The organism is Streptomyces sp. SID486 (genome assembly GCF_009865385.1).
GTDB lineage: Bacteria > Actinomycetota > Actinomycetes > Streptomycetales > Streptomycetaceae > Streptomyces.
Genome location: NZ_WWJT01000010.1, coordinates 1 through 8,480 on the forward strand (window position 1 = coordinate 1; position 8,480 = coordinate 8,480).

At 72.4% G+C, this 8,480-nt stretch carries 5 protein-coding genes, 1 pseudogene and 1 riboswitch; of the genes and pseudogenes, 2 read left to right on the plus strand and 4 right to left on the minus strand.

The genetic code is table 11. The features are described 5' to 3' along the window. Positions 1-568: pseudogene (locus tag GT045_RS39310) on the minus strand (hypothetical protein); the annotation flags it as partial. A gap of 8 nt (positions 569-576) precedes the next feature. Continuing rightward, a riboswitch (cyclic di-AMP (ydaO/yuaA leader) is annotated at positions 577-745 on the minus strand. A 262-nt stretch (positions 746-1,007) separates the two neighbouring features. Here GT045_RS39310 and pcrA point away from each other — a divergent pair. Beyond that, positions 1,008-3,488 (plus strand): DNA helicase PcrA, encoded by a 2,481-nt coding sequence (gene pcrA / locus GT045_RS00850; RefSeq protein WP_161293651.1) that lies wholly within the window; start codon positions 1,008-1,010, stop codon positions 3,486-3,488. A 55-nt stretch (positions 3,489-3,543) separates the two neighbouring features. Here the strand turns inward: pcrA and GT045_RS00855 are convergent, their stop codons facing one another. After that, complete coding sequence (locus tag GT045_RS00855; RefSeq protein ID WP_161332975.1) at positions 3,544-5,190, minus strand: peptidoglycan DD-metalloendopeptidase family protein; 1,647 nt, start codon at positions 5,188-5,190, stop codon at positions 3,544-3,546. 451 nt (positions 5,191-5,641) lie between these two features. Then, positions 5,642-6,496 carry an alpha/beta fold hydrolase gene (locus GT045_RS00860; protein WP_161332976.1) on the minus strand — a complete coding sequence of 285 codons (855 nt, stop codon included), beginning with the start codon at positions 6,494-6,496 and terminating at the stop codon, positions 5,642-5,644. 222 nt (positions 6,497-6,718) lie between these two features. Here GT045_RS00860 and GT045_RS00865 point away from each other — a divergent pair, with 222 nt between their 5' ends. After that, entirely contained in the window at positions 6,719-7,141 is a 423-nt protein-coding gene (locus tag GT045_RS00865) for a cobalamin B12-binding domain-containing protein (protein ID WP_161296586.1), read from the plus strand. Here the strand turns inward: GT045_RS00865 and GT045_RS00870 are convergent. Next, the coding region (locus GT045_RS00870) for a DUF5691 domain-containing protein (protein WP_237538244.1) at positions 7,117-8,480 on the minus strand (1,364 nt) is incomplete at its 5' end. The genes GT045_RS00865 and GT045_RS00870 overlap by 25 nt on opposite strands.

The following is an 8,480-nucleotide window of genomic DNA, read 5'->3' on the forward strand; positions in this document are numbered from 1 at the left end:
CGAGCGTTGCGTGGTGCTCCCCGAGCGTTGCGTGCTGCTCAGCCGGTGCTGCGTACTGCTCCCCGAGCGCTGCGTGCTGCTCCCCGGACGCTGCGTGCTGGTCTGGGAGTGCGTCGCGATGGCCCGGGAGCGTGCCGCGCTGGGGCGGCAGGGCGCGGTGCTGGGCGCGGCGGGCGACCTCTTCCCGGAGCCGCTGGAGGCTGTCCGCGCGCCGCCGCGGGGCCTCGGCGCGCTCACCCCGCTCGGTCCCCTCGCCGCGCGCGGCCCGCTCCGGCCGGTCGGTGCGGTCGATGCGGTCGAAGCGGTCCGGCCGGTCGGTGCGGTCGGAGCGGTCCGGCCGTGTTCTGCCCGTACCGGGCGTGTCGGCCGCCGTGTCCGCCCGGCGGTAGAGCTCGTCGATCTTCCGCTCCACCTCCTCCAGGCTCGGCCTGCCGTGGCCGGTCCCGGGAACGGCCTCGGCCGTCTGGGACAGGACGGCCACGGAGGTGAGGGCGGCGGTGGCGAGGGCGGGGGTGCGGATGCCCGCCGCCTGGGGTCCGCCGGGGCGCGGCTTGCGGTGCGACGCCAAGGGAGGCGACTCCTTCCGTGCTCCGCCTACCGGGTTAGCTGTCGGGTTCGGGCGGGTGCTTGGAAGGGTTGCCCTACGGCGTCGTCCCGGGCGGGAGTCGGCCGATTCACCCCAGGATCGGTGGGTCCCCGGCTCCGGGCACCGTGCGGGGCGCGCCGGACTCGGCGGAGGCCGCATGGCCCGGCGACGTTCGCCGGAGAGGGGTCGTGCGGCCTGACGGCAACCTAGCCAACTCGTGTGTCTTCTGTGAAGGTTGGTGCGAGGTATGTCCGATACATTTCCGTGACCTGAGGGCAGGTTCATGCGCCTGTGACCAGGCGCTTCCGTTGGGTGAGCGGTCAGCGGGGGCCGTCGGCGGGGAGGCCGGCTGTCCGGGAAGTGAGCCATCTTCGGGGGACGGCGACCGGTTGTCGGTGGGGCGCCCTAGACTCGGAGAGCGATGAGCAGCCTCTTTGACGACAGCTTCCTGGCGGACCTCCAGGCCCCTCGCGGGCGCGACGAGGAGCCCCCGCCGCCGCCCGAGGACGATCACGCTCCGGAGCCGGTTCCGGACGATCTGTTCGGCGGGAAGTTCGACGTGCCGCCGGACCGGGACGCCTACTACCGCGACGGCGCCCCCCGCCCCGCCCTCGACGCGGCGGCCCTCCTCGAAGGGCTGAACGAGAACCAGCGCGCCGCCGTCGTGCACGCCGGTTCTCCGCTGCTCATCGTCGCCGGCGCCGGCTCCGGCAAGACCCGGGTGCTGACCCACCGCATCGCCCACCTGCTCGCGGAGCGGAACGTCCACCCGGGGCAGATCCTCGCGATCACCTTCACCAACAAGGCCGCGGGCGAGATGAAGGAGCGCGTCGAGCAGCTCGTCGGCCCGCGCGCGAACGCGATGTGGGTGATGACCTTCCACAGCGCGTGCGTGCGCATCCTGCGCCGGGAGAGCAAGAGGCTCGGCTTCACGTCGTCGTTCTCGATCTACGACGCCGCCGACAGCAAGCGCCTGATGGCCCTGGTCTGCCGCGACCTTGACCTCGACCCCAAGCGCTTCCCGCCCAAGTCCTTCAGCGCCAAGATCAGCAACCTGAAGAACGAGCTGATCGACGAGGAGGACTTCGCCGCCCAGGCCACCGACGGCTTCGAGAAGACCCTCGCCCAGGCCTACGCGCTCTACCAGTCGCGCCTGCGCGAGGCCAACGCGCTCGACTTCGACGACCTGATCATGACGACGGTCAACCTGCTGCGCGCCTTCCCGGACGTCGCCGACCACTACCGCCGACGCTTCCGGCACGTCCTGGTCGACGAGTACCAGGACACCAACCACGCCCAGTACGCCCTCGTCCGCGAGCTGGTCGGCACCGGCGCACACGACGAGGACGTGCCCCCCGGTGAGCACGACGTGCCGCCCGCCGAACTGTGCGTCGTAGGTGACGCGGACCAGTCCATCTACGCCTTCCGGGGCGCGACGATCCGCAACATCCTCCAGTTCGAGGAGGACTACCCGAACGCGACGACCATCCTGCTGGAGCAGAACTACCGCTCCACGCAGACCATCCTGTCCGCCGCCAACGCGGTCATCGAGCGCAACGAGTCCCGCCGCCCGAAGAACCTGTGGACCAACGCGGGCCAGGGCGCGCGGATCACGGGCTACGTCGCCGACACCGAGCACGACGAGGCCCAGTTCGTCGCCGACGAGATAGACCGCCTCACGGACGCGGGCGAGGCGAAGGCCGGTGACGTCGCCGTCTTCTACCGCACCAACGCCCAGTCCCGAGTCTTCGAAGAGGTCTTCATCCGCGTCGGCCTGCCCTACAAGGTCGTCGGCGGAGTGCGCTTCTACGAGCGCAAGGAGGTCCGGGACGTCCTCGCCTACCTGCGCGTCCTCGCCAACCCCGAGGACTCGGTGCCGCTGCGCCGCATCCTCAACGTCCCCAAGAGGGGCATCGGCGACCGCGCGGAGGCGATGATCGACGCCCTCGCCCAGCGCGAGAAGATCAGCTTCCCGCAGGCCCTGAAGCGCGTGGACGAGGCGTACGGCATGGCCGCGCGCTCCACCAACGCGGTCAAGCGGTTCAACACGCTGATGGAGGAGCTGCGTACGGTCGTGGAGTCCGGTGCCGGACCGGCGACGGTGCTGGAGGCCATACTCGAACGCACCGGATACCTGGCGGAGTTGCAGAACTCCACCGACCCCCAGGACGAGACCCGTATCGAGAACCTCCAGGAACTCGCCGCCGTGGCCCTGGAGTTCGAGCAGGAGCGCGCCGAAGGAGAGGCCGGTACGCTGGCCGACTTCCTGGAGCAGGTCGCCCTGGTCGCCGACTCCGACCAGATCCCGGACGAGGAGGACGGCGACGGCGTCATCACGCTGATGACCCTGCACACCGCCAAGGGCCTGGAGTTCCCCGTCGTGTTCCTGACGGGCATGGAGGACGGCGTCTTCCCCCACATGCGCGCCCTCGGCGAGACCAAGGAGCTGGAGGAGGAGCGGCGCCTGGCGTACGTCGGCATCACGCGGGCGCGGGAGCGGCTCTACCTGACGCGCTCGACCCTGCGCAGCGCCTGGGGCCAGCCGTCGTACAACCCGCCCTCCCGCTTCCTGGAGGAGATCCCGGGCACCCATCTGGAGTGGAAGCGGACCGGGGCCGCGGCGCCGGTGTCGTCCGGGCCGGCCTCGGGGATCGCGGCCTCGCTGTCGTCGAGCCGCTCGCGCTCCTCGGCCTCGGGCGCCTCCGGGTTCGCCACCCGGCGCACCGCGGAGAAGCCGGTGGTCGCGCTGACCGTGGGGGACCGGGTCACCCACGACCAGTTCGGGCTCGGCACGGTCGTCGCGGTGAAGGGCACGGGAGCGAACGCGGAGGCGACCATCGACTTCGGCGACACCAAGCCGAAGCGGCTGCTGCTGCGGTACGCGCCGGTCGAGAAGCTGTAACCCGTCGGCAAAGGCCCCGCTGAAAAGCGGGGCCTCCACGGGGTCGAGAAGGTGACTAGCTGGGATCCAGTCCGTGGCTCCGCAGCCACGGCAGCGGGTCTATGGCCGCCCCGCCCGCCGGCCGGACCTCGAAGTGCAGGTGCGGGCCGGTGGAGTTGCCGGAGTTGCCGGAGTAGGCGATCGGGTCGCCGGCCTTCACGGTCGTTCCGGAGGCGACGCGGTAGCTGGACAGGTGGCAGTACCAGGTCTGCGTGCCGTCCTTCGACGTCAGGATCAGCATGTTGCCGTAGGCACTGTTCCACTGGGTGGTGACGGTGCCGTCGGTGGCGGCCATCACCGTGGTGCCGTAGGAGACCGGGAAGTCGATGCCGGTGTGTACCGACATCCAGTTCACGCCCGCCTGGCCGAAGTAGGCGCTGAGCCCGTGCTGGGTGACCGGCAGCGCGAACTTGGGGCGCAGCCGCTCCTTGAGCGCGGCCTCCGCGGCGGCCTTCCTCTTCTCCAGTTCCTGCTGTGCCTTGAGGTCGATCCGCTCCTGGGTCCGGCTGGCCCGGTCGGCGAAGTCGGTGGCGCCGGCGGAGAGCGTCTTCAGCTGGGTGTCCAGCTTGCTGTTGGCGACGGACGGCTTGACCGCGTGCGCGTCCGAGGCGGTGGTGGTGGCGTCCGCGGAGTCGTCGGTGAGGGCGCCGACCGAGGCGGCGGCGATCCCGGCGACCCCCATCACGCAGGCCGAGGGCACGGCGACGGTCAGCAGCGCGGAGCGCTTGGCGGGCGTACGACGCCGGGAGCGGGCCCCGCCGCGCGACCCCGCTCGGGGTGCCGGCAGCGAGGTGACTTCTTCCTGCTCGTCCAACAGTCCTGACACGGCGCGCAGTTCACCGGTGGCGTCCGGCTCGCCCTCGCTCTCGTCCTGACCGGCGGACCGGTCGGCGAAGGCGGTGTCCTCGTACGGCACCTGCTCGAACTCCGTGGCCGCGTGCGGGCCACCGGTCTGCTCGAACGGGGCGTGCGGCTCGCCGACGGCCACGAACGTGGCGGTGGCCTGCTGGTCGAACGGCTCACCGACCGTCTCGAAGGTGGCGGTGGCCTGCTGGTCGAACGGTTCGCCGGCGGCCGCGAACGTGGCGGTGGCCTGCTGGTCGAACGGCTCACCGGCCTGGCCGGGGTCCGCCGGCCCGGGCTGTCCCGCGGAGTTCCACTGGGTGGCGTCGTACGTGCCCGTGTCGAAGGTCTGTGTGCCCCACTCCCACTGCTGGGTGGGTTCGGCGGCGCCGGGGCCGGGCTGCAGCCAGGCCCCGGTGTCACCCTCCCAGGACTCCCAGCCGCCGGTGTCGCTCCCGGTGGCCTGCGTGGGGAGGGACCAGGCGGTGCTGTCGTAGGCACCCGTGTCGTAGGCGCCGACGTGCTGGGCCGCGTACGGGTCGTAGGCGGGGGTCTGGCCGGTGGTGGTGGCCTGCCACTGCGCGGTGTCGTACGAGCCGGTGGTCTGCTCGCTGCCCGGGAGGCTGCCGAAGAGCGGGTCGGCATGGAAGGCGGTGGCGTCGCCGGAACCGCCGGCAAAACCGGTGGCGTCGTAACCGCCGGACGTGGTGAGGTCGTCGTAGTGGGCTTCCTGTGCCCCGTACGGCGCGTAGTGCGCGGTGGAGGCGTCGGAAGCCGGGGCCGGGGAGGTCATGGTCCCCGACGGGTGACGGTCGTTCACCAACTTCTCTTTCGCCTCGACAACAGGGGCTGCCAGAGCAGTGCGGCGACTGTACCCGGCGGTACCTGGGCGCGACAATCTTCGGCCTGTTTCGCGCGGGCCGGAAACGGGCATTCGGCCGTGTTTCGGGGGACCCCGGGCGTGACCTTGGCCTTGCGTTCGAAGAGTGTTCGATGTCGAGTGGCGATGTGACGGCTGTGCGCGGGCTGTGCGCTCGCGCGTTCCGGCCGCTCCTCCTTCCGCTCCGGCTGGGTGACCGCTCTGCGGGTACCCGCTCCGGCCGGGTTCTTGCCCGCCGGGCGGCCTCGGGCCACCGTCACGCCGCCCTCAGGCCACCGTCATGGGTTCTCGGGCCACCGTCACGCCGCCCTCAGGTCACCGTCATGGGTTCTCGGGCCACGGTCACGCCGCCCTCAGGTCACCGTCATGGGCTCTCGGGTCACGGTCGCGATCAGGCCACGGTGAGGCCGTCGGCGGTCCGCTCCTCGGGGTGTGAGGCGTCGAGGGCTTCACGTATCCCGGCGGCCACGGCGGGGTGCACCGGCAGGGCGAGGTGGCCGATGCCGGTCACCCGGACGTTCTGTGCGTCGAGGTCGGCATGCTCCAGGCAGGCCGACTCCAGCGGGACCATCAGGGAGTCCAGGTCGCTCCAGAAGCTCACGAAGCGGGTCCGGCAGCCGGTCGCGGGCCGGGCCAGCTCCTCGATCACCGCCGAGCCGGGCCGCATCTGCCGCACGATCGGGTGCGCGTCCGCCAGCGGCGCCACCCGGGTCCCGGAGTGCGGGGTGCCCAGCGTGACCAGCGTGCGTACCCGCAGGTCACCGCCGAGGCACTGGACGTAGTAGCGCGCGATCAGGCCGCCGAGGCTGTGTCCCACGATGTCGACCCGCGCACTGCCCGTGCGCTCGCAGATCTCCTCGATGTGCCGGCCGAGCAGCTCCGCCGCGATGCGTATGTCGCAGGTCAGCGGAGAGTAGTTGAGCGACTCGACCCGCTGGCGGCCGTGCTGCGCGAGGGTGCGCCGCAGCAGGACGAACACCGAGCGGTTGTCGATGAAACCGTGCAGCAGCACGACCGGCGGGCCCTTGCGGACCGGCAGCCGGGCCGCGCCGTCGGTGGCGGGCAGGACGGCGGAGCGGCGCTCCTGGATCAGGCCGGTCGGATAGAGCAGGAGGTGCCCGGCCAGGATCGCGGCCTCCAGGGCCGTGGCACGGAGCAGTGTCAGGGACAGTCCGGCCAGCTTGCCAGGCCACAGACGGCGGCAGAGCGGGATAAAGAGCGGCGGCAACACCCCGGTGACCTTCATTGGCCGACCTCCTGTCGGCACGTCGGCGGACGGCTCGGTCCCCCGTGTGCCCTCATGTCCCACCATGTGATTTCCCCCTCGCCGCCCTCCGTAAAACTGTCGGCCGCGGGATGCTGGAGATAACGTTCGTTCACTTCGACGGTGGCGGACCGCGCCATAAGTGCGGTACTTGTCGATACGGACGGAAGCGATCGCTTCCGTGGTTGCATGATGGAGGCAGTGATGGGTGTGGCAGCCGGTCCGATCCGCGTGGTGGTCGCCAAGCCGGGGCTCGACGGCCACGACCGTGGAGCCAAGGTCATCGCGCGCGCCCTGCGCGACGCCGGCATGGAGGTCATCTACACCGGCCTCCACCAGACGCCCGAGCAGATCGTCGACACCGCCATTCAGGAGGACGCCGACGCGATCGGCCTGTCCATCCTCTCCGGTGCCCACAACACGCTGTTCGCCGCGGTCATCGACCTGCTCCGGGAGCGGGAGGCCGAGGACATCCTGGTCTTCGGCGGCGGCATCATCCCGGAGGAGGACATCGCGCCGCTGAAGGAGAAGGGCGTCGCGGAGATCTTCACCCCGGGGGCGACGACCACGGCCATCGTGGAGTGGGTCCGCGAGAACGTCCGTCAGCCGGCCGCGTCCGGGGGCTGAGCGACGGCGACGGCTGCCGGGGGCGGCTCGGCGGGCAGTGTCGGTGGTGCCAGTGGTGCGTGTGGTGCCAGTGGTGCCGGTGGTGCCAGTGGTGCGGGTGGTGCGGGCGGTGTCAGCTCCCGCGTCATCGCCGCCCGCAGCCGTAGCGTGGTGACCAGCCGCTGGAACGCCTCCGCCCAGTACCCGCCGGCGCCGGGAGCGGCGTCCTCCCGCTCGTCGGGTATCGCCAGCAGCGCCTCAAGGCGCACGGTCTCCGCCGGGTCCAGGCAGCGTTCCGCCAGCCCCATCACCCCGCTGAAGCTCCACGGATAACTGCCCGCGTCCCGGGCGATGTTGAGGGCGTCCACCACCGCCCGGCCGAGCGGCGGGGCCCACGGCACCGCGCACCCGCCGAGCAGCTGGAACGCCTCCGACAGGCCGTGGGTGGCGATGAACCCCGCGACCCACTCCGCCCGTTCGGCCGGCTCCAGCGCGGCCAGCAGCTTCGCCCGCTCGGCGAGGGACACCGCGCCCGGACCGCCCGCCTCCGGAGCCGACGGAGAGCCGAGCAGCGCCCGCGACCACGAGGGGTCCCGCTGCCGCACCGCCGCCCGGCACCAGGCCGCGTGCAGCTCGCCCTGCCAGCCGTCCGCCACCGGCAGCGCCACGATCTCCTCGGCCGTCCGACCGCCGAGCCGCTCCGGCCAGGTGCCGAGCGGGGCGGCCTCCACCAACTGCCCCAGCCACCACGACCGTTCCCCCCGGCCGGCCGGTGGGGTGGCCGCGACGCCGTCCCGCTCCATGCCGGGATCGCACTCCGGCGGCGCCTCCACCGTGATCGCCGGCGCGTCCCCCATGCGGTCCAGCGCCACGCAGGCCGTCGCGCGTACGGCCATGCGGCCGGCGAGCGCCGAGTCCGGCAGCGCCGACAGCAGTTCCGCGGCGGTCGCCCGGACGTTGCGGCTGCGGTCCCCCAACGCCCGCTCCAGGAAGGGCTCGTCCGCGTCCGACAGGCCGGTGCGCAGCGAGTCGAGGAACATCAGGCGGTCCTCCGCCCGCTCCGTCGCCCACGTCGACTCCAGGAGTTCCCGCCCCCGCGCGGGCGCGCGGTCACGCAGCGCGCCCAGCAGCGCCGCCCGTTCGGCGAACAGGCCCTCCTGCCACAACCGCGCCACCGCCTCGGCGTCCTGTGCATCGGGCAGTGCCGCGCCGCCGCCGGGGGCCGCGCGCAGGGCGAACCGCCAGTCCGGGTTCAGCCGGGCGAGCCACAGCGCGCGCGGGCCCGCGAACGCCAGCGCCGCCGGGCGCAGGTCCGTACGGCTCCGGGCCGCGTCCAGCAGCGCCGGCAGGGCCTGTGGGG